The sequence below is a fragment of the Pseudoalteromonas rubra genome (genome assembly GCF_001482385.1).
Lineage (GTDB): Bacteria > Pseudomonadota > Gammaproteobacteria > Enterobacterales > Alteromonadaceae > Pseudoalteromonas > Pseudoalteromonas ardens.
Genome location: NZ_CP013611.1, coordinates 3,905,661 through 3,926,768, shown reverse-complemented (window position 1 = coordinate 3,926,768; position 21,108 = coordinate 3,905,661). Strand labels below are relative to the sequence as shown.

Here is a 21,108-nt window from a genome sequence, read left to right as displayed (position 1 = left end):
CCTTATTTTTGGCAAAGATGGCAGGGCTGCCAATGCCAGGCAGCACCCCTTCACACTCTGATCAGAGTTTGTTGATCTCGCGTTTTACCGTGTACTCACTGGAGGTGACATATGTTTCCATGTGCTGGATACGGCCATCCAGGCGTGTTAAACGTTCTTTCAGGTCAAACAGGGCCTGACGCGGCGGCTCACCTTTTTGCCAGACTTTAAACTTGACCGAAACAGGATCTTCATCTTTGCTCGAGTAGTTGCTGTCTGTGCCCGGCGTCGGTGGTGTTTCTGCTTTTTTGTCCAGAATAAACCAGCAAGCGATATAGACTACGATAAACAGTGGGCCACCTGATAACAACACAGCGGTTACAAACAGGATCCGAACCAGCCAAAGTTCCATATCAAAGTAATCACTGAGTCCGGCACATACGCCCGCTAACTTGCCCCTTTTCGGGTCGCGATATAACTCTCGTTTACGTTTACTCATACTTTGCGTCTCCATTCTGGTGACTCTTGATCAAGCAGGGCCTCCAACGTTTCAACGCGCTGCGCCATTTTTTCTGCTTTGTGTGCCAACTCTACCAGCTGGCGATGCTCATGCTCACTCAGCCCCTGACTCACCTGCTTTTTGCTGCGATAGTGCAGGATCAACCATAGCGGCGCCACAACAATCATAAAAATGATGATCGGGGCGACTAAAATCTCTGCATCAAACATATTCCTCTCCTGTCTAACCTGGGCACGTTATTTTTTTCATTATTGCACCTACCTTAACAGCAGGTGCAATCAAATTCACTTATCGGCTAACTTTTTCTTCAGCGCCTCGAGTTCATCGTCTACTTTTTCATTTTTTTGCAGATCGGCAATCTCATCAGCCAGCGATTTCTTGCCTAAATCGTATGATTCGACCTGAGACTCCAGTCCGTCGATTTTGCTCTCGTAACGTTCGAAACGATTCAGTGCATCCTCGACTTTGCTGCTATCCAGCGCCTTTTTCACATCCAAACGTGATTCGGCGGAGCGCTGACGCAGGACAATGGCTTTTTGACGCGCTTTTGCATCCGCCAGCTTTTCCTGCAAGGTCGTTACTTCCTGTTGCAGCTTCTCAATGTGTGACTCAACGTGTGATAACTCCTGTGTCACACTGTCTGCTGCATCAGTGGCTTTTTGCTTTTCTAACAGCGCCGCACGTGCCAGATCCTCACGGTCTTTAGTCAGTGCCAATTCTGCCTTTTGCTGCCAGTCATCAGCCTGCGTACGCAGCTGCTCAACACGACGTTCCAGCTCTTTTTTCTCTGCCAGTGTCTTTGCCGACGTCGAACGTACTTCAACCAAGGTGTCTTCCATTTCCTGAATGATCAACCGGACCATTTTTTCTGGATCTTCCGCTTTATCCAGAATCGCATTGATATTAGAATTAACAATATCAGCAAAACGTGAAAAGATTCCCATAATCTATTACCTCTTTGGTTAGTAATTTAGTTTGCTGGTTAGATGTATCAATTAGCTTGCCAAATTTTCAATAAAATTACTTTATTAAAATCAACAAGTTATAATTATAGAAAAATACTTTCGCTTCATCGTTTTTTAAAATACACTAGATGTTAGTCAAAAATACTAAGAGTTAGGCAATATGAGCCAGTTTCGCCAACAGGATAATTTACTCGGCCAGTCGGATAGCTTTCTAGCGGTATTGGATCAGGTGTCGCAACTGGCACCTCTGGAAAAGCCAGTGCTGATCATCGGAGAACGTGGTACCGGTAAAGAGCTGATCGCAGCCCGTTTGCACTACTTGTCGGAGCGGTGGGACCAGAACTATGTCAAACTCAACTGTGCCGCACTGAATGAAAACTTGCTGGAAAGTGAGCTGTTTGGTCATGAAAGCGGTGCATTTACCGGGGCGAGTAAACGCCACGAAGGTCGCTTTGAGCGCGCCAACAGCGGTACGCTATTCCTCGATGAACTTGCTAATACATCTGCCATGGTGCAAGAAAAACTGCTGCGGGTGATTGAATATGGCGAGTTCGAACGCGTGGGCGGTAAACAAACGGTCAAAGTAGACACCCGCCTTGTTTGCGCGACCAACGAAGACCTGCCAACCCTTGCCGATAATGGTGAATTTCGTCACGATTTGCTGGATCGGCTAGCGTTTGACGTCATCACCTTACCACCGCTGCGCGAACGTAAAGAAGACATCCTGCTGCTGGCCGAACATTTCGCCATTAATATGGCCCGTGATCTGGGCTGGTCGTTATTCAGTGGCTTTACCCGCAGTGCCACAGAATTACTGCTCGATTACCCCTGGCCGGGCAATATTCGTGAACTTAAGAATGTGGTAGAGCGAAGTTTATATCGCCATGGCAGCGAACAGCTGGCCGTTCACCAGATTGTATTTGACCCGTTCGCCAGCCCTTATCGACCCACACAGAGAATTAAAAAGGCCGCCGATACACCAGCTCCGGCAGCGGTTGCCCCAGTCGTCGTGCCTGAAGCAACGCAAACCAAACCCGCACCGGCCGCTTTTCCTTGCGATTTAAAAACGCTGTCTAATGAATTTGAAATCGACCTGCTGCGTAGTGCTTTAGAGCACAGCCAGTTTAACCAGAAAAAAACCGCTCAGAACCTCGGGCTAACCTATCACCAATTACGAGGCTACCTGAAAAAATACAACCTACTGGACTCGCAACAAGAGGCTTAGCCGTGGCTAACAGAGCAACTGATAAAACATCAACCCGGGTGCCTCACTCAGCGCATCCGGGCTTACGCTGGCTGCTGTCTATCGGCGCTTTGCTCAGCGTCCTGCTAAGTGGCTGTGGTGACAGAACCGCACAAGCCCAGCGTAAAATCCAGGGTATCGTCTATTGCGCCGAAGCCAACCCGGTCTCGTTTAACCCACAGGTGACGACCACAGGCTCAACCATAGATATCATAGCCAACCAGCTCTACAACACCTTGATCAGTATAGATCCCCTCACCGCTGAATTTCGTCCGGAGCTGGCAACGGCGTGGGAGATCAGTGAAGATGGTAAACAAATCACCTTTACACTGCGTCAAGACGTTACTTTCCACAGCACAGACTACTTCACGCCCACACGTACCATGAATGCGGATGATGTGGTGTTTTCGTTCAATCGCCTGTTCGACGTCTACAATCCTTTTCACTTTGTCGGTGATGCCAATTACCCGTATTTTCAAAGTGTCGGCATGGACCAGTTGATCCGCCGGATAGTTAAAGTAGACGATTACACGGTGCGATTTGAGCTATTTAGCAGTGAAAGTAGTTTTTTATCTAATATTGCCACCGACTTTGCTGTGATCTTGTCACAGGAATACGCCATGCAACTGGTAGAGCAGGAAAATAAACAGGATTTCGATATGCTGCCAGTAGGCACAGGCCCGTATAAATACAAAGGCTTCCTGCGTGATAACCTGATCCGTTATCACAAGCACCCGGGTTACTGGAAACACGACCTGGCCATGGATCAGCTGGTCTATGACATCACCACCAATAACACCAGCCGTATTGCCAAAATGCTGACCAAAGAATGCGACATAACCGCTCACCCGAGCGCCACGCAGCTGGAAACCCTGGCGGCACGCAGCGATATTCGGGTCGATAAGGCCGTCAATTTAAATGTCGGCTACTGGGCGTTTAACACTGAAAAACCGCCGTTTGATAATGTCCTGGTACGTAAAGCTCTGGCACACAGTATCGACTTTCAAAAAATCATGAAAGCGGTGTTTTACGGTAACGGGATCCAGGCCCGTTCAATTTTGCCGCCTTCTTCGTGGGCGTTTCAGACTCAGGCTATGCCCAGCTATGACCCCGAGCGCGCTCGGGAATTTTTGATACAAGCCGGTTTCCCTGACGGCTTTGAAATGGACCTATGGGCCATGCCAGTATCCCGTATTTATAATCCCAATGCCCGTAAAATGGCCGAGTTGATCCAAAGCGATCTACGCGAAATTGGCATCCGGGCCACCATAGTTGAGTACGAATGGAATACCTTCCTGGAGCGAGTGGGTAAACATGAACATGACAGCGTACTGCTTGGCTGGGCTGCGGATACACCCGATCCGGACAATTTTTTCAGCCCTTTATTAAGCTGCACGGCCACATTTAGCGGTAAAAACCCCGCCAACTGGTGTAATCCTGAGTTTGATTTATTACTGACTCAGGCACTCGACACCACAGATCTGCAACAGCGTAAACAGTTTTATCAGCAAGCCCAGCAAATGCTGATTACTGAACTACCAGTGGTGCCAATCGCCCATGGCATGCGCTTTCAGGCCAGTAATACCAGCGTCATGGGCATAGAGTTGCGTCCCTTTGGCGGGATCTCTTTGGCGAACGCGAGGAAAAACTAATTATGTTTGCTGACTTTCTGTTTCGCCGCCTCAGCCTGCTGTTATTTATGTTGTTTGCGCTCACAGCATTTACCTTTTCACTGAATTACTTATTTCCGCGGGATCTGCTTACCAACTTCAGTGGTGAACTGAACGCCAATTACAGCCAGACACAAATTCTGGAACAAAAGTACCATATCGATGACAACCTGCTGATCCAGTATCAGGCCTTCCTGGTACGCCTATTTCAGGGCGACTGGGGACTGTCACTGTCTTCCGGTCAGGCCGTATTCGGCCATGTGAAACAGCTGTTTCCAGCGACCATTGAGCTGTGTGTTTATGCGCTCATAGTGGCGCTGTGCCTGGGTATCCCAGCCGGTGTGATTTGCAGTGCCTATCATAATAAGTGGCCAGACAAAGTGATCAGCTCGCTAACCTTATTGGGCTTTTCTATTCCGGTATTCTGGCTGGCGCTGTTATTGATCATGATTTTTTGCCTCAGCTTTGGCTGGTTTCCCATGTCTGGCCGCATTGGCCTGCTATATGAGATCCCACCCGTCACCAACTTTATCCTGCTGGATATCTGGCTGCACGACTTCCCATATGGCGGCCAGGCTTTTGCTGATGCACTGCACCATCTGACGCTGCCCACCGTGGTGCTGGCCATGTACCCCACCACAGTGTTGGTGCGCTTTACCCGCGATTCAATGTTAACTGTGCTGGAACAAAACTACATCAAAACAGCACGCGCTAAGGGTCTCAACCGTCGCCAGTTAATCCTCGATCACGCACTGCGCAATGCGTTGTTGCCGGTGATTAAACAGATAGGCCTGCAATTTAGTACGCTCATCACGCTCGCGATGGTCACGGAAGTGATCTTTTCCTGGCCGGGGATTGGCCGCTGGATGATCGAAAGTATCTATCAGCGTGATTATCCGGCCATTCAGGGCGGCCTACTTGCGGTCTCCTTTTTTGTTATTTTCGCCAACATGCTGGCTGATGTGATCCACACACTCCTTGACCCGCTAGCCAGGAACCAGGCCCATGGCAAAGTTTAATCTCTTTACAGAAGAGTCAAACCGCTCTCCGTTATCGCGGCTGTGGCGGAAATTCAAAGCCAATCACCCGGCTCTGGTCGGTTTATGGTTGTTTATTGCGCTCACCTTACTCGCATTGCTGGCCCCCTTGCTGGCCCCCTATGGCATTGACCAGCAACATGCCGATGCCTTGTTACTGCCACCTTCCTGGCACGATGAGGGCAATGTGAATTTCATTCTGGGCACCGATGATTTAGGTCGTGACGTGTTATCCCGTCTGATGCGCGGAGCCACCTACACCTTTGGTTTGTCGATTGTCGCTGCATTATTAACCACCCTGATGGGCGTGGTACTGGGCACGCTGGCTGGATGCAGCCAGGGCTTTAAATCCAGTTTGCTCAATCACCTATTGGATATCACCCTGGCGATCCCGTCATTGTTACTGGCCATCATCATTATTGCTATACTGGGCCCCGGCTTATTCAATACCGTGTGGGCCATTATTTTCGCGCTGCTCCCGCAGTATATTCACTCAATCCGCAACCTGGTGGTGGAAGAGCTGAACAAAGACTATATCAGTGCATTCCGACTGGACGGTGCCAGTCGCTGGCAACTGATCATACGGGGTGTACTGCCTAACATATATGAGCACATTGTGGTGATATTCACGCTGGCCTTGTCCACCGCAATTCTGGACATCGCGGCACTGGGCTTCTTGAAACTCGGGGCTCAGCCCCCCACCACTGAATGGGGTGCCATGCTGGCAGAAAACCTGGGACTGATTTATCTTGCCCCCTGGACTGTCGGCTTACCCGGAGCACTGTTGTTTTTATCGGTGCTTGCGACTAACCTTGTCGGTGATGGGTTACGTGACGCTTTGCAGGCGAGAAAGGCGGATTAATGCAATTACTTGATATCAAAAACCTCACCATCGAATTACCCACAGACAACGGTGTGATCCGCGCTGTTGATCGGGTCAGTTTAAGCCTCAAAGAAGGTGAAGTACACGCCCTGGTTGGTGAATCCGGGTCTGGTAAAAGCCTAATCGCCAAAGCCATTGTCGGGGTATTAAATCACCGCTGGCGCGTTACCGCTGACCGGATGCACTGGCAGGGTGTGGACCTGATGCGTCTGAGTCCGGAAAAGCGCCGTAAACTGGTGAGCCGGGATATTGCGATGATCTACCAGGAGCCGAGTCGAAGCCTGGATCCTACCGCCAAAATATTTGATCAGGTTGCTGAATCGCTGCCAGATAATTGTTTTAAAGGCGGGTTTTTTAGTCGCCGTAGTGAGCGCAAAGAAAAGGTGAAGGCGCTGCTACACAAAGTGGGGATCCGGGATCACCGCCGGGTGTCGAGCAGCTATCCCCATGAGCTGTCAGAAGGCGTCTGCCAGAAGGTAATGATAGCGATGGCCATTGCCAGAAGTCCTAAACTGCTGATTGCAGATGAGCCAACCACCGCACTCGAAACCACCACCCGGGCACAGGTTTTCCGCTTATTGAAAAGTCTCAACCAGCTTAAAAACATGTCAATCTTGATGATCACCCATGAGCTGGAAGAAATTACCGACTGGTCCCATGCCATGCATGTACTCTATTGTGGCCAGATGGTCGAAGCGGGACCCACAACCAAAGTATTTTGTCACCCCTACCACCCTTATACACAGGCGCTGGTGAAATCCCTGCCAGATTACGCGCATGGGATTGGTCACAAGGCGTCTTTCTTTGCACTCAAAGGCACCATTCCTCCCTTACAGCACTTGCCAATTGGCTGCCGACTGGGTCCAAGGTGCCCTCAGGCACAGCGTGAGTGTGTGGTTACACCGGCTCAGGTGAAATCGCACGGGCATGCATATGCCTGCCACTTTCCCTTGCTTCAGGAGAAGAAAAAATGCAACCCGTGCTAAAGGTACAATCACTGAATAAAACCTTTAACACCCGGGCAGGCCTGTTTCGACGCAAGCGGGTTAAAGTACTAAAGGATGTTTCTTTTGCCGTGGCACCGGGCGAAACGCTGGCGGTGATTGGCGAAACCGGCTCAGGGAAAAGTACCTTAGCCCGCGTGCTGGCCGGGGCTGAACACGCTGATTCAGGACAGATCCTGCTTAATGGTGAAATGATTGAAGACAATGGCCACCAGAGCCATGACTGTCGTCATATCCGGCTTATCTTTCAGGACCCCACTCGCTCGCTCAATCCGGGCCTGACCATAGGTGATATGCTGGATGATTGTCTGCGCTTAAATACGCAGCTTACCCAGCGTCAACGCGACAAGAAAATCAATGCGACTTTATCTCGCGTAGGCTTGCTCTCTGAACATTATGACTACTACCCCCATATGTTCAGTGGTGGTCAATTACAACGGGTTGCGCTGGCACGTGCGCTGATCCTCGATCCCAAAGTTGTGGTACTGGACGAAGCGCTGTCTTCTCTCGATCCATCGGTTCGGGCACAGACGGTAAACTTACTCCTGGCACTGCAACGCGATTCCGGGTTGAGTTATATTCTGATCACCCATCATCTCAGCCTAGTGCGTCACATGAGTGATAAATTGCTGGTGTTAAGCCGGGGGAAAAGTGTGGAATACGGGCAAAGCGAAGCGATTTTTCGTGCCCCAAAATCTAAGGTAATGCAAAAACTGCTGGCAGTTTAGCTGGTTAAAAACATTATGCAGGTGGGCCAGACACCTCATTCCTCTGCCTGGCCCGCCCGGTTACTTACTCTGCTCTGAGTGCTGCAACCGGCTCGTCTTGAACGGCACGGCGCGTTGGCACATAACCCGACAGCAACAACATGCTGGTTAGCAAAGTGCTGGTGATCAGGGCTATTGCGATATAGGTGCTAAGACCAATCTTAGAGCCTATCATAGACGCAAATACCATACAGCTCAGTACATATACGACCAGGCCGACGCCCAGGCCAATCAGCAAGGGACCCATATTACGTTTCAGGAATAAAATGGTGATTGCTGTGTCTTTTGCACCCAATGCACGGCGTATACCTATCTCGTGGCTGCGCATACTCACCGATGCCGCAGACACGCCATACACGCCCATCAATGCCAGGAACAAAGAGAACACGCCGGAGTAAATCACCCCGTTAGACATAATCCCCAACATATCTGCATAGAGGTTAGCATTTTTCTCCAGGTCAACAATAAACGAGAAGTGTGCCTGATAATCACTGCGACCAAGCCAGGTGTAAAAGTCTTGTTGTGCAGACTGCATGTCGGCCTGCTGCTCAAAGATCAGCTGCACCCACTCGTAAGGCGATTGCAGATAAGACACATACAGTTCATCGTATTCAGCCAAAGGCGCATACATGCCCTGAGTGTTGCCACTGCGGTCACTGACTATGCCCACCACAGTATGGGTGACATATTTATCGGACAACTCAATATCAAGTTGCTTGCCCAGTGCCGACTGGCCATTAAAGTGGCGCTTGGCAAATGATTCACTGACGAGCACCACACGCAGGTTTTCACTGTTATCACGGGCATCGATACCGCGTCCGGAAACCAAGGTCTGATCAAAAAACGCCAGCTTCCCAAGTGTGCCCATTACATCGACACGCACACGTGACTCAGCATCCATACGGACATTTTTCAGCCCCATGTTTTGCATCATGTCAGCCTCTGAGACACTGCTTAATTTCGACAGGTCCTGTACTGCGGTTTCGACAAAATTGACCTTTTGTTCCGGGCTTTCAAACTCAGCCCCCACCAGATTGAAATAAGCAGAATAACGCCCCTCGGTTTTTTCTGCCGTCACCATATCTGTGATATTGAAGATAACCGAACTGCCCAGGCTGCCTGACAACATTAAGACCGCAATAATCGCGACCTGAATGGTCACAATGATCCGGGATAAACGACCTGCGCCTCTGCCCAGCGACCCACGGGTGCCGTCACGCAATACCGTATTAATGTCCATCTTAGCGGCTTTCACTGCCGGTAAAACACTGGCAAAGAAAAAGGTAAACAAAATAAATAATACCGCCATTGTTAAGGTCTGCCAGTCAAGGTGCCAGTTCCACCAAAACGGCATGCCACTGCCCAGACTCGCCTGCAGAGTGCCATTAATCACAGACAATAGAACAGCCGTCAGTACAATGGCCAGTGCCCCACCCAGCAAAGTGATCAGTCCACCTTCACACACTAGCTGACGTACCAGACGCTTGGTTTTAGCGCCCAGGGCACCCCGGATAGCGGTTTCTTTTTGACGTTCAATAGAACGGGAAAACAACAGGTTGCCTGTGTTGATACAGGCCATGAACAGAATCGCCAGCGCGAAACTTTGCAGTCCGACAAAAATAAATGCCCCCATCCCTTCAATGTTTTGCTGTTGCAGACTCATGTGCGTGACAGTCGGTGCGATAAACTGCACTCTGTCACTTTGTGATAAACGTCTTTCGCGCACGGCGGTCAGTGCGCTAGCCAGCTCGGAGTTAGCCTGCGCTTCAGAGACGCTGGCATGCAATCGACCCAGCACACTCACCTGTTTATCCTTGAAGTCAAACTGAGCGAATTGCTTGGTATCCAGCGGCAACCACAGATCAGAAGTCACAGGGAACTTGTAACCCTCAGGCATAACCGCGACCACTTCGTAGCTCTTGCCGCCAAGTCGAACATGCTCGCCCAGCACAGACTCGCGGCCTGCAAATAAGGTTTGCCACACGTGATAGCTCAGCGCAACCACCGGTGCTTGTCCTGCCGCACCATCGTTATTGTTAAAGGCTCTGCCCAGCAGCGGTTCGGTACGGGTGAAGGAAAAAAAGTTTGGCATCACCTTCTCGCCCAGCAGGCTCACGCCCTGCCCTTGGTTCTCCATGCGCACTTCTTCTCGATAGTGCAAGGTATATTCATCGTACACGGCGCTGAATTGCGACTGACCCAGTTGCGTGACATCTTCAAACGTCAGCACCCGGGTGCTGCCGGTCAGGTGCGGCGTAACAATGCTGCTGGCATCTTTACCCTGTAACGGCTTAAATGAAATGGTGTAAACCATGTTGAAAGTCAGCAAACTGATCGTCAAACCTGCGGTCAGTATAAAAGTCACCAGCATGGTGAACTTCGGCGCTTTCGCTAACAGCCTGAGAGCGTAGCGAATATCAATTAAGAAACCCATAACTCGTTACCTCAGGCGCTTTTTGCCAGCTCAGGCAGCGGTTTATCACTGACCAGCTTGCCATCAAAAATATCAATTCTGCGACTGGCGCAGGCTGATGAACGAGGGTCGTGCGTCACCATACAAATGGTGCGCCCTTGCTGGTGCAGATCATCAAACAGCTGCAATACGATGTCGGCATTTTTTGAATCCAGGTTACCGGTTGGTTCATCCGCCAGGATCAGTTTGGGATCGTTGACCAGTGCTCTGGCTATCGCAATACGCTGTTGCTGACCGCCGGACAAGGCCGACGGAAAGTGTTTCACCCGATGCAACATGTCAACCTGCTCCAGCACCGACAAGGCTTTTTCTTTGGCCTCTTTGGCGTTGTATTTATCCTGGTAAGTCAGCGGTAAAATAACGTTTTCTTCTATCGTCAGATCACTGATCAGGTTGAAAGACTGAAATACAAAACCAATGTGGTTACAGCGCACCGTGGCGCGCTGATCCCGACTCAGGTTTGATACATCATTGCCCGACAGAAAGTACTGGCCACCAGAAGGCGTATCCAGCATGCCCAAAATGGACAACAGGGTTGACTTACCGCACCCCGAAGGTCCATTAATAGAGACGTACTCTCCTCCTTTCACCGAAAAGCTGATGTCTGACAGGGCCATCGTCTTCATCTCATCGAACTGAAAATACTTACTGATATTCTTAAGTTCTAATATATTGCTCATTGTGCTGTCCTAATTATGTAAAAATATTTTTTCGTTATTAGCAAAATTATCGGTGGCGGAAATAATCACGGTATCGCCGTTATTCAGCCCCTCTGTAATCTCGATAAAGTTCACTGAACTTTGTCCAAACCTGACCTGTACGGCCTGTGCAATATTGCCTTTGCTATCGACTCTGAAAATCTTGGCACTTTGGTACTCCTCAGCAAATGCAGGTTTCGCAACGAACAAAGTGTTGGGCTTGTCGGTGATGTTGATCACCCCTTCAATTGACAGTTCCGGCCGGGCTTCACTGGGCAGTGCATCGATCAAATCCACTTCTACCGCAACCAGGCCCTTTTCAACCTGAGGACTGACCCGAGACACAACGCCCTGGATCTGGGATTTACGGGTATCTATGGTGACCCCTAAACCCGGTGCCACATCCTTAATTTGCAGTTCCTGTACGTCTATTTCTGCGATCAGGCTACGTGGATTGGCAATTTTGCCCACACTGCCACCTTCTGCTACATCCTGACCTAACTCCAGATCCATGCTTTGCAATACACCATCCATTGCCGCACGGACATACAGGTTGTCGAGTTGCTCTTGTGCCCGGTCCAGCTCCTGTTGCAGGGTCTGCTGCTGTGCTTTATGAGCCAGTTTTTGTGCCTCAATATTAAGCTTCAGTTTTTCCAGTCGTTGCTTTTGTAACTCATGGTCCAGCTTGCTGCTTTGCACAGTAAACTCTGTGCGCTTAAACTTAATTTGCGACACGCTGCTGTTGCCCATCTCGCGGAGTTTACGCTGAGCGTTAAGTTCCAGCTCATTGCCCTGGTGGGTCATTTTTGCGCGCTTTACCGCGGCTTCCGCATCCAGCAAGTCAGACTCAAACTGAGCATACTGCGCAGTATTTTCAGCAATTGTTTTTTCCAGTTTGGCTTGTGCATTGGCCAGTACCAACGACAGTTTGGGGTTATTGAGTTTGACGATGGGTTGCCCTTTTTCAACCACCGCTCCCGCTTTAACAAAGACCTTTTCTACTCGCCCGGCCACTTCAGACGCCACCCAAATGACTTCTTTGGGCTTCAATACGCCCATCCCTCTCACGCTGACCTGAAACTGCCCATTTTGTACTTTGGCAGTACGCACATCTGTGCTATCAACCAGGGCAGTTGCCTGTCCAAAGTAGCTCTTCAGCCACCAGGCACCGGAAATAATCACCACTGCGGCTAGCGCAATTTTGACGTACCGCCAGTTAAACTTCTTTTGCTCTTCAATGGTAATGTCCATCTATGTTCTCCACTGCGGACTGGAACCGCTGTTCAATTAATGTGTTATCTTGGTAATGTCTGCTTTTTATGAACAAAAGCGTGTAGTAAGCACTTACCACCCATATTCTCTGGCCATGCCAACCAGGACCTTGCGGTCGCCACTAAAGGGTCGTCGGCCGTGGGTAAACAGCATATTGTCAACCAGCATCAGATCGCCTTTTTGCCAAGGGGTGTAAAGCGTTGTGTCATCATAAGCAGCACGAATGATGTCCAGCACTTCAGGTTCCAGCGGCTCGCCGTCACCATAGAATGCGTTACGCGGCAGACCGTCTTCCCCACAGGCACTGAGCAACTGGGCACAGGTTTCCTCACCCAGCGAGGACACATGAAATAAATGCGCTTGATTGAACCACACCTGTTCGTCGGTTTTAGGGTGCCTGGCAATAGCAGGGTTGACCTGCGAGGTACGCAAACGATGCTCGCCAATCCACTCAAAATCGAGCTGATTATTGAAACAATACTGTTCAACTTCACGCTTGTCCGTGGTCTGAAATACCTCGCTCCAGGGCAAATCAATATCACCGTAGTTACGTACATACTTCACTTTCTTTGCAGCAAACTTCTCGCGGATCTCCTGCGGAATACGTTTAAATACCTCCCGGCTGTCAGCGATCGGGGTTTCACCTCCGGCCTGCGGAGGAAGCAAACAACATAGCCCCAGTCGCATCGCCCACTTGTTCGAATAAGCGTGCTCATTGTGCTGCGGGATCACTTCATCCGGGTGATATTCCGTCGCGGTGTACACATTGCCTTTCAGCTCAGTGCGCGGTGTTGAGCGATAAGAGTAATTCAACAGTTCTGCGTCAAATAACGTGCTCAGCACCTGACCGAACTGTTTACTGCTCATAATGTTGAGGCCACGTAACATTACTGCGCCATTGGCATTGAGCAGGGCATCTATTTGCCCGGCATGCTCAGCAGCCCAATGAGTGGCTCTTTGTCCCTCTAAAGCGACTTCCAGTAGCAGAGGCATGCCCTTAACTGACTGTAAATCCTCCACGCTATACTTCTCTAACACTGTCATCTTCAAATCTCTCTTGTTGTAACTGTTGTTTGCCAATACGCTGATCAATCTGCTGTTTTATCTGGGCAGTCAGTTCTTCGATATTTTCCTGCCACAATATTGAATAGTGATCGCCGGCCACACTGCTGTGAGGTAGCTGTAATTTATCTCTCAAAAATATCTGATAGGTTTCGGTCCAGCTGGGGTTTGCCCGCGCACCAATCAGGAAGCAGCACTGTGCCAGTTCGCTCGTCAGCTGATAGCCTTTGGACAGACTGGTGTGACGTAACATCAGGCGCTCAAACTGCTCGGCAAAACCAGCAGGGATCGCCAGCTGTTTAATCAGTGCCTGTAAAGCCTGCTCCGTGTTGGTTTCGTTGACTTGGGAACAGGCTATATAGCTGTCCAGCAATATGGTCAGCGCAGGTGGATTCGGTGCCAGTTGCTTGCTGATCTCGGCCGCTAATAGCCCGCCCATAGAGTGGCCTAATAGCACCAGGCGACCCGCTTTAAGTGGCTGCATAAAATGGCTTCGAATATGCGCGCAATATTCATTTGCATAGGCCTGAATGCTTGAAGCAGCAGCGTGTTCAGGCAAGTGTTCATAGCCATAGACCGCCATTTCCCCCTCCAGGGCTTGAGCTAGCGGCGTAAAGCTACGCGCCAGGTCGGCCGCGCCCGGCAAACACAACACAGTGAATGCCGCATCGGTGCTGCTGTTTAATGGTTTCAGCTGTGGCGTCGCCTGCTCGGTGCCGCCCGCTGCAATCAAGTCTGCCTGAGCTGTCAGCTGTGTCGTTTTAAACAACTGCTCCAGTGAAACTGCACAAGCGAAAAACTTTTCAATCAGCATCGCCAGCGTGATCAACTTCAGCGAGCTGCCTCCGAGTGCAAAAAAGTCACTCTCTTTATAAATCGTCTGGCTCGGACACTGCAGAACCTGCTGCCACAAGGTCGCCAGCTGCTTTTCTATGTCCGTTTGTGGCGCATGTGCTGCCACATCTTTACGCGCTGGCGTTGGCAGAGCGCGGCGGTCGACTTTGCCATTTGCGGTCACCGGCCAGGGTGAAACATGGCACAACAGAGTTGGCACCATATAGGCCGGTAAACTCTGGCTCAGCCGCTCCTGTAACTGTTCTGCTAGCTGTGCTTCATCCAGCTCAGTGGCACTTAGCGTGCTTTTAAAATAGGCCACCAGAGTCGGGGTTGCCTGGTCCAGCTCAATGGTGGTAACCAGGGCTGAATCCACTTCAGGTTGTGCCAGTAACGCACTTTCTATCTCTCCCAGCTCGATACGCAGTCCATTGATTTTTATCTGATCATCGCTGCGCCCGAGATATTCAATATCGCCGTTATCCAGATAACGCACTAAGTCTCCGGTTCGGTACAGTCGGGCACTGGCCCGTGCGCCCATTTCGCTCTGGTAAGGATTGCTAATGAACCGCTCAGCAGTCAGCTCCGGCTGGTTATGGTACCCCCAGGCCAGACCATCTCCGCCGATAAACAACTCTCCGGCACTGCCAAAGGGCACCAGCTGCAAGTCGTCATCGAGGATCAACAGCTGAATGTTCTGAATAGGTTTACCTATGGGCACTGTGGTGCTGATTGGCTGCGAGCAATCCCAATAACTGACATCAATTGCCGCTTCGGTTGGCCCATAGAGATTGTGTAGTTGTGCATCAGGCAAACTGGCTCTGAAGCCCTGCACTTGTTTAACCTGTAACGCTTCCCCACTACAAAATACCTGACGAATACTGGTGCACTGTGCCAGCGCGCCATAATCCAGCATGATGCCCAGCATGGAAGGAACAAAATGCAACTTAGTCACACCACTTTGGCGAATTAACTGACACAGGTATTGGGGATCTTTATGCCCCTCAGGTCGAGCTAGCACCATCTGAGCACCGCGACATAACGGCCACATAAACTCCCAGACAGAGACGTCAAAGCCAAACGGCGTTTTTTGCAAAATAATATCGTGAGGATCGCAACCGTACTGTTTATCCATCCAATCAACCCGGTTAACCAAAGCCTGATGGCTGACTAATACCCCCTTGGGTTTTCCTGTCGACCCAGAGGTATAAATCATATAGGCCATATCCTGAGCACTCAGCCCGGTTTCCTGCGGACTCAGATCCTGGGTAGCATAATCTTCAAAACGTGTCGCGTCCTGCGCGTACCCATCCATCAGGATCAGTGCAGGCGTATTTTCCGCCTGACACTTAGACTGATGGTCACTTTGCGTCAAGATGGTAGATATACCTGCGTGTGCCAACATATAGTCCAGACGTGTTTCTGGCAGTGTTGGATCAAGCGGCACATAGGCACCACCGGCTTTCAGTATGGCCAGTATGCCAATCACCATTTCCAGAGAACGAGTCATGCATACGCCCACCAGAGTGCCTGGAGCAACCTGATGCTCTGCACGCAGGTGCCTGGCCAACTGGTTCGCTTTATCATTGAGAGACTGATAACTCAGTGTCTGCCCTTCGTAACATAGCGCGGTTTGCGTCGGGGTTTTAGCGACCTGACGCTCTATCCACTGCGCCATCGTCAGCGTAGTGTCATAATCAACCGGTGCCGGATTGAGTGTCTCAAGTAAATGCGTTCGCTCCTGTGCGGATAGCAACGCGATGCTGCTTAACGGCACCGATGTGGATTGCAGCTGTGATAGCTGAGTTAATATCTGCATCAGATGGCAATTGAGCGTACTGATGTGCGCATGCGTAAACAAAGATTTGTCGTACACCCAGTTAATCGCAACCCCCTGCGCTGACGTACTTATGTTGACTTCAATATCGAATTTGGCCACCGTCTGTGCTGCGCCACGCATGGTCAGTGCAGCCCCGTTCAGGTCCAGCTCTCCCTGCTCAGAGGCCTGCTCATCAAGGCCATAATCGGTCTGCGTGGTGAGCATAATTTGAAATAGTGGCGAATGTGCTGTACTTCTGGGCACATTTAAGTGCTCAACCAGCTGCTCAAATGGCACGTCCTGATGCGACTGTGCGCCAAGGTGCACCGCTTTAACATGCTCTAAGTAACGCGTTATGTCGGGCTGAGCCGTGTTCACTCTCAGCACGAGTGTATTGACAAAAAAGCCAATTAAGGACTCAAGTTCAGTCTGTGTGCGATTCGCAACCGGTGTGCCTATCACAACGTCTTTGCTGTTACTGTGTCTGCTCAGCAATAATGAAAGCGCGCTGTGCAATAGCATAAAGGAGGTTAGTCCCTGCGATTGAGCCAGCTCGGCCAGCCCAGCTGCGACATCACTATCCAGTTTACCCTGTACCAGCTCCCCGACATGCTGCTTGACCTGCGGACGCGGGTGGTCCAGCGGCAGGCTGTGTACCGGAGGCAGATCAGATAATTGCTCACTCCAGTAGGTTAACTGGCGCTCCAGAACCGGTCCGCTCAGGTAGCTATGTTGCCAGTGAGCATAATCCGCGTACTGAATCGGTAACGGGGTCAGCGGATTGTCCTGACTATGCGTGTATGCCCGATACAGCTGTACAAACTCCTTCACCAGCAGCTGCAACGACCATCCGTCAGAAGCGATATGATGGATATTAAACAGTAACACAGACGCATGCTCGGAATCGGCGCCGGTATCTATATACGAAGCCCGGATCATCAGGTCCTTGCTCAGGTCAAACGGCTGTGATTGTAAGCGTGGGATCAGTGACGCAATTGTCTGTTGCTGGGTTGCCGGGCTCAGCAGCCTGAGATCTTCATAATCCAGTGTGAAGTGTACGTCAGTCTGGATCACCTGCTCTGTTCCCGAGTCGCCGTCTCGATAGACACTGCGCAGTACTTCGTGACGCGCAACTATGGTGTTCAGTGCTGCCTCAACAGCACTCAGGTCCAGCTCACCGCTCACTTCAAACGCAGCTGGCATGTTGTATTGCGCCGAGCCACCCTGTAAGCGGTCGATGAACCACAGTCGTTGCTGCGCAAAGGATGCGGCCATGCGACCATCTTGTGGACGGGCCTGCACCTCTATGCGCTGTGCGGTGTTGCCTCCCTGTGCCTGTTTATGCTCGACCTGTTGTGCCTGGCTGGCGATGCTCGCATGTTCAAACAACTCGCTGATACTGAATTCGACCCCGAAGGCCTGTTTGATTGCCGCCACTAAACGCACCGACAACAAAGAATGCCCACCCAGCTTAAAGAAGCTGCTGTCTACACTTATCTGGTCCGGCGTTAACTTTAATAGTGAAGACCACAGCTCAACCAGCTGCTGCTCTGTTGCTGTGCGTGGCGCAACGTGCTGGGCCGCGGCTTTTTCCTGCGGGTCCGGCAGTGCTTTTTTGTCCAGTTTACCATTCGCTGTCAGCGGCCAGTTTTGCAGCCCGACAAAGTGGGCCGGTACCATATAGGCCGGTAACTGCTCCCCCAGTAAACGCTCACAGTCACTCAACAGAGCACCCAGCTGCGCCGAGTCTTGCGCCTTAATATAGGCGACCAGCTCCGGGCCGGTGGCCAGAGACTTACACAACACCTCAGCGGATTCAACGCCCGAGATTTGCTGTAACTGGCTGCTGATGTCACCCAGCTCCACCCGGAAACCCCGGATCTTAACCTGCTCGTCTATACGCCCTAAAAACATCAGCTCGCCACTGTTTTGATAACGCACCTGATCGCCGGTGCGATACAAACGCGCCGGGCTGGTCGCATCACTGGGGTCATAAAACGGGTTTTCAATAAAGCGCTCGGCGCTCAGCGTCGGGTTATTCACATAACCTGTGGCCAGACACGGCCCACCGACAAACAGCTCACCCCGGGCGCCCTGTGGCAGGGCATTAAGCTGCGCATCCAGTACATAGGCATAGGTGTTGTCCATGGCCCGGCCAATAGGAAGCTCTGCCGGTAAGTCGGCCTGATTGGCACTGATGTCATACATCACACAGCCCACCGTGGCCTCAGACGGACCATAATGGTTAAACACCTGACTGTCCGGGAACTGGGTTTGTAAGGCCAGTGCCACATCGCGCTCAAAGCGCTCACCGCCAATCACAAACACGTGCTGCACACCTGCAAGCGGCGCCTCCTGCAAGGCCAGTATCCCTTCCACATGATGCGGCGTCATCCGCACCAGTCGTGGCTCATCCGGTTTATTCAAGGCTTTACTCAGGGCCGGTAACAGCTCCTGATTATCCAGCAGTTGCACACTGCCACCACTTAAGAGCGGCAAGTACAAACTCGGGACGCCTATGTCAAAGCCGTGTGACGTCACCAGCAGTGAACCGTTAAGGTGGTCGGCATAGTAGCCTTTGAGAGCAAAGTTCAAATAATCCATCAGGGCCCGGTGGCTTATCTCCACGCCTTTGGGAGTACCCGTAGAGCCTGAGGTGTAAATCACATAAGCGGGGCTGTCATGGGCAACCGTTTGCGCGCAAAATTCGGCATCATAGCCACTGAGCCAGTTCGTATCAGTGACATCCTGCTCCAGTAACAGCAGGTCAACCCCGGCATCCGGAACACGGGCGGCCAGTGCGTCACTGACAATCACCCACTCCAGAGCGGCATCAGCGATAATTTGCTGATTGCGGGCTTTGGTGTTGCTGGGTTCAAACGGAATATAAGCTGCCCCGGCTTTGAGTACGCCCAGTAAGCTCACCATCAGGCAGGCACTGCGTGGCATGCACACGCCCACCAAGTCGCCGGGCTCAACGCCCTGCTCCTGCAAACAGTCAGCCAGTTTAGCCGCCTGCGCATTAAGCTGCGCATAGCTAAGCTGTTCGGTGTCACTGTGTACGGCAATCGCATCCGGTGTCAGCGCAGCCTGCTGCTCAAAGCGCTCTGTCAAACTACGCGAGTCATAAGCACTGTGCGTGACCGGCAACTGGGTTTGTAACTGACTAAACTGCGAATGGCTGAGCACTGTCAAAGCATCAATAGAAGTGTCAAATCCATGCTCTGTGTCCAGACAACGGGCATAGTTTTCTAAAATGGTTTCAAGATGTGCCATCATGGTCGTGATGCTTTGCTCACTGTACAAGGCATCATCATATGACCAGCCAATCACGGCCCCCTGCTGACCAAGCTCTGCATGGATATCAATATCACCGCGAATTGTCATGGTCATATCTTCGGGCACATACGGTCTGAACGGCGTGCTTTCCTGCGACTGCGGGCTGTCAGCTAAACCACTGTCATTGCAGGTCAACTGAATTTGAAATAGCGGCGTATAGCTATTAGAGCGGGTTACATCGAGCTGTTCAACCAGGTGCTCAAAAGGCACGTCCTGATTGGCCTGAGCCGATAAATGAACCTGGCGGATATGTTGCAGATAACTGTCCAGGGACTGGGCTTTAAGCTCAACCCGCAATACCAGGCGATTTAGGAAACACCCTATCAGCTGGGCCACTTCGGCCTGAGCCCGGTTAGCAACTGTGGTGCCCACCACAATATCCCGGCTGGCTGTAAAAGTATGGAGCAACAACACCAGCGCACTGTGCAAACACATAAACGGCGATAACTGATAGTGACGGGCAATGGTCACTAGTTTTTCCGTCAGTTCAGCACTGAGTGTCTGATTGCATTTTTTGCCACTGAACTTTTTCTTCGCCGGCCTGGGATGATCTGGGGTCAGGCTGTGTAATTCTGGTAAACCCGTGAGATGTGAACGCCAGTAGGCTAACTGGTCCTGATAGTCCTGCGACTTTGCCCAGTTTTGCTGCCAGTGAGCAAAATCACTGTACTGCACCGTTAAAGGGGGTAATCCCTGTTCGCTGCTATACAGCGTCATAAATTCATTTTTAAGTATGTCCATCGACCAGGCATCGGACGCAATATGGTGCATGTTAAACAGCAAAATACCATGGGGCTGAGTACCACATGGCGTATCGGTTAATTTGACATAGTGAATATCCAGCAGTGCATCGTGTTGCAGATCAAACTCCCGCCCGGCATGGGCCAGCGCCAGTGCCTTAACCTCGTCCCGTTGCACAGGTTCCGCCAACGCGCTCAGATCGGTAAACTGCACCTCATTGCTAACCTGTTCACGTACCAGGCGCCGCGGTCCTTCATCACTGGCTTCATAACCCGTTCTGAGTATTTCATGACGCGCGATAATGGTACGCAACGCATGTGTGGCACGTGGTACATCAAACGGCTGATACACCGAGTACGCCATCGGCATGTTGTACTCACTGCCACCGCCTTGTAGTTGATTGACAAACCACAGACGCTGCTGAGCAAACGACAAACTATGTTGTTTATCCTGCTCTGCCACCGGCTGAATGCGTTCAACCTGCTCAATGGGGGCTGATTGGGACAGCGTTGCAATAATGTCATGCTTGTTCGCGCTAATGAGCGCTTTATGCTCTGCGGTCAGGGCCCCTTTCTGGGCTTTGGCCTTGAGCTTGCCATTATCCAGGTAAACTGCTACTCCCTGAGCAACCAGTTCAGCTAATAATTTGTTGATTTCAACCATTCATTCAAGTCCTGTTAGTCGAGACATGCGCCAGAGACTGACTTCATGTTACTTCTGTGGTCACTACATACGACTATTTATAACAGAACCGGGGGGGTGATGACTGCCTGTAAGATTTGACAAGGCCACTGATCTGCCA

At 51.0% G+C, this 21,108-nt stretch carries 14 protein-coding genes; 6 read left to right on the top strand and 8 right to left on the bottom strand.

Annotation, left to right across the window (positions count from 1 at the left end; genetic code table 11):
• Positions 1-61: 61 nt before the first annotated feature.
• From pspC to pspA, 3 genes are all read right to left on the bottom strand, one after another.
• Positions 62-478, bottom strand: coding sequence for an envelope stress response membrane protein PspC (gene pspC / locus AT705_RS16910; RefSeq protein ID WP_058797454.1), 417 nt, complete (start codon positions 476-478; stop codon positions 62-64).
• Complete coding sequence (gene pspB / locus AT705_RS16905) at positions 475-708, bottom strand: envelope stress response membrane protein PspB (RefSeq protein ID WP_010386732.1); 234 nt, start codon at positions 706-708, stop codon at positions 475-477. Before pspB ends, pspC begins: the two co-directional genes overlap by 4 nt.
• A 75-nt stretch (positions 709-783) precedes the next feature.
• The gene (pspA, locus tag AT705_RS16900) at positions 784-1,443 is read right to left on the bottom strand and encodes a phage shock protein PspA (RefSeq protein WP_058797453.1); all 660 of its coding nucleotides are present in this window, start codon (positions 1,441-1,443) and stop codon (positions 784-786) included.
• 181 nt (positions 1,444-1,624) lie between these two features.
• Between pspA and pspF the strand changes: the two genes are divergently transcribed.
• From pspF to AT705_RS16870, 6 genes are all read left to right on the top strand, one after another.
• The gene (pspF, locus tag AT705_RS16895; protein ID WP_058797452.1) at positions 1,625-2,689 is read left to right on the top strand and encodes a phage shock protein operon transcriptional activator; all 1,065 of its coding nucleotides are present in this window, start codon (positions 1,625-1,627) and stop codon (positions 2,687-2,689) included.
• A gap of 71 nt (positions 2,690-2,760) precedes the next feature.
• On the top strand, positions 2,761-4,359 hold the full coding sequence (locus AT705_RS16890) for an ABC transporter substrate-binding protein (RefSeq protein ID WP_058798038.1): 1,599 nt from the start codon (positions 2,761-2,763) through the stop codon (positions 4,357-4,359).
• A 2-nt stretch (positions 4,360-4,361) separates the two neighbouring features.
• Positions 4,362-5,396: an ABC transporter permease gene (locus AT705_RS16885; protein WP_058797451.1), complete on the top strand. Its 1,035-nt coding sequence runs from the start codon at positions 4,362-4,364 to the stop codon at positions 5,394-5,396.
• A complete protein-coding gene (locus AT705_RS16880; protein ID WP_049863397.1) occupies positions 5,383-6,276 on the top strand; it encodes an ABC transporter permease subunit in 894 nt (297 codons plus the stop codon). The genes AT705_RS16885 and AT705_RS16880 overlap by 14 nt, the downstream gene beginning before the upstream one ends.
• Entirely contained in the window at positions 6,276-7,283 is a 1,008-nt protein-coding gene (locus AT705_RS16875) for a peptide ABC transporter ATP-binding protein (RefSeq protein ID WP_058797450.1), read from the top strand. The genes AT705_RS16880 and AT705_RS16875 overlap by 1 nt, the downstream gene beginning before the upstream one ends.
• Entirely contained in the window at positions 7,268-8,029 is a 762-nt protein-coding gene (locus AT705_RS16870) for an ATP-binding cassette domain-containing protein (protein WP_058797449.1), read from the top strand. The genes AT705_RS16875 and AT705_RS16870 overlap by 16 nt, the downstream gene beginning before the upstream one ends.
• Before the next feature lie 64 nt (positions 8,030-8,093).
• On the opposite strand, the gene AT705_RS16865 is transcribed toward AT705_RS16870, so the two are convergent.
• The 5 genes from AT705_RS16865 to AT705_RS16845 all read right to left on the bottom strand — a co-directional run bounded on the left by AT705_RS16865 (position 8,094) and on the right by AT705_RS16845 (position 20,969).
• Positions 8,094-10,502 (bottom strand): ABC transporter permease, encoded by a 2,409-nt coding sequence (locus AT705_RS16865; RefSeq protein ID WP_058797448.1) that lies wholly within the window; start codon positions 10,500-10,502, stop codon positions 8,094-8,096.
• A gap of 11 nt (positions 10,503-10,513) precedes the next feature.
• Positions 10,514-11,221, bottom strand: a complete 708-nt coding sequence (locus tag AT705_RS16860) for an ABC transporter ATP-binding protein (protein ID WP_049863393.1) — start codon at positions 11,219-11,221, stop codon at positions 10,514-10,516.
• Between the two features lie 9 nt (positions 11,222-11,230).
• Positions 11,231-12,490: an efflux RND transporter periplasmic adaptor subunit gene (locus tag AT705_RS16855; RefSeq protein ID WP_058797447.1), complete on the bottom strand. Its 1,260-nt coding sequence runs from the start codon at positions 12,488-12,490 to the stop codon at positions 11,231-11,233.
• Positions 12,491-12,583: 93 nt separating this feature from the next.
• Positions 12,584-13,555, bottom strand: coding sequence for a TauD/TfdA family dioxygenase (locus AT705_RS16850; RefSeq protein WP_049863392.1), 972 nt, complete (start codon positions 13,553-13,555; stop codon positions 12,584-12,586).
• Positions 13,533-20,969 carry a non-ribosomal peptide synthetase gene (locus tag AT705_RS16845; protein WP_058797446.1) on the bottom strand — a complete coding sequence of 2,479 codons (7,437 nt, stop codon included), beginning with the start codon at positions 20,967-20,969 and terminating at the stop codon, positions 13,533-13,535. The genes AT705_RS16850 and AT705_RS16845 overlap by 23 nt, the downstream gene beginning before the upstream one ends.
• Positions 20,970-21,108: the final 139 nt, after the last annotated feature.